The organism is Streptococcus sp. HMSC065C01 (genome assembly GCF_001813525.1).
Classification (GTDB): domain Bacteria; phylum Bacillota; class Bacilli; order Lactobacillales; family Streptococcaceae; genus Streptococcus; species Streptococcus parasanguinis_V.
Genome location: NZ_KV812856.1, coordinates 76,995 through 78,830, shown reverse-complemented (window position 1 = coordinate 78,830; position 1,836 = coordinate 76,995). Strand labels below are relative to the sequence as shown.

2 protein-coding genes and 1 pseudogene are annotated in these 1,836 nt (G+C 34.0%); all 3 read left to right on the top strand.

Going from position 1 to position 1,836, the window contains the following annotated elements; all coding sequences use genetic code 11:
- Positions 1–273: pseudogene (locus HMPREF2918_RS04945) on the top strand (XRE family transcriptional regulator); the annotation flags it as partial.
- Positions 274–496: 223 nt separating this feature from the next.
- The gene (locus tag HMPREF2918_RS04940) at positions 497–1,012 is read left to right on the top strand and encodes a DUF308 domain-containing protein (protein ID WP_070594740.1); all 516 of its coding nucleotides are present in this window, start codon (positions 497–499) and stop codon (positions 1,010–1,012) included.
- A gap of 573 nt (positions 1,013–1,585) precedes the next feature.
- Positions 1,586–1,836, top strand: a 251-nt coding sequence (locus tag HMPREF2918_RS10785) for a helix-turn-helix domain-containing protein (RefSeq protein ID WP_141751586.1), incomplete at its 3' end; no start/stop codon positions are given.

The following is a 1,836-nucleotide window of genomic DNA, read 5'->3' as shown; positions in this document are numbered from 1 at the left end:
GAATCTAATGAATACTCTGATAAAGTAAGTGAGATTTTAAAAGCTGTCAAATACATCGAAGATTTTCTAGAAACTGATGGACAGTACTTAGAGGATTTACTTTACCTAACAAGAGGCAACCAACTATACACAGAAGATGGAGATGAGTTGTATATTGATCCAACTTCTCAGAAAAGAACACTTCATAACCAATATGAACCTGGTTTTATTGAAGCAAGGGATAAATCTCCACTAGAACTCTTAATTGAAAATAAGGAATTGTTTGATAAATAGAAAAAGCGAGGATAACCTCGCTTCAGATTGAAGTTAAAATCTTTAGAAGACACTTTTATAAGGACTTTGTCTTCAATCTGTGAAAAGGAGTGAAAACTCCTTTTCTTTTTGTAAGTCAGACTGAAACTTCCAAATTGTTTATTTATTTTATTGACATTTTCTATAAAAATAAGTATAATAGTTTTATTAGCAAACTATACTATACTATATAGAGGGTATTGAAATGAAATTTTCTAATCGTTTACTGCTATTCCTTGCAGGAGTTGTTTTTGTCCTTTTAGGACTTTTCCTATTTACAAACCCAGTAGCTAATCTTGTTGCTTACAGCTGGTGGATTGCATTTAGTTTACTGGTTTCTTCTATAGCAGCTATTTTAGGCTATTTCTCTGCACCAAAAGAGCTTCGCTCACCTGTTTATCTTTTCCAAGGATTTGTTAGTCTTCTCTTAGCTCTTTACCTCGTTGCTTATGGCTTTTTGACCCTGCCGGTCGTCATTCCGACCATTGTAGGAATTTGGTTAATTGTAGAAGCCATTATTGCTTTCTTTAAAGGCAATCGTATAGGATTGATTTTCCCTATTATTGGTAGCAATATCACGTGGGTAGCCTTGCTTGAATTTTTACTAGGTCTAGTGATTCTGTTCAATCCAGTGGCTACAGGTGTCTTTGTCGTTTATGTCATTGCCTTTTCATTTTTAGTTACTGGCTTCACCTACATTATTGAGGCCTTTCGTAAATAGTCTAGTTGCTATTTCTATCGCATTCAAAAAAGCTGGGAAATCATATTCTCAGCTTTTTTGTCTCTTTAATTATCACTTTTTCGCATTCCATTCTGCGTAGAATTGCTCCAAGTATTCTTCCAAAAAGTGATGGCATAGTGCTCTAGCATTCGATAAGTTGCAATAATAACCGGTCGAGAACGGGGCATCGACTCAATCATACCGAAAATAAAAGAGCGAATGTTATCTGCAAAAAGAAAGCTTAGATTCTTTGCGATTTCAACAAAAAAAGCACTGTTTGTACTGACCCCAAAAAGTTAGACAAGTAATTTAAGTGAAGGATTTAGTTCTGTATTTCACAGGACTAATGTAAGTGGCTCATTTGGACTATCCTCCTGTTTTGTTTTGTCACTTACAGTATAGTCCTTTTAGGCTTTTCTTGTATTTTGAGTTTAACTAGCACCACGGGTATTATTTTTCCTTTTACTTACCAGATAGAAGTTAAAACTTAATTGAAAAGAACCATTTAATTTAACTAATGAGAGAAATTTTCGAAAAAAAATTAACAGACTGAAGAGACTGAGGTAATTAGGAATCGGTAAACAGTCCATCTCTGACTACGAAAAACAAAAAAGCTATCCTACCTTTGCAAATTTGGATAAGATAGCAGAATATTTTAATGCAACTCCAACCCAACTCTTTGGAACGAGTAAAGAGATTGAGTTAGAAAAGAGTGTTCTTGAATCTAATGAATACTCTGATAAAGTAAGTGAAATCTTAAAAGCTGTCAAATACATCGAGCATTTCCTACATACTGATGGACAGTACTTAGAGGATTTACTTTA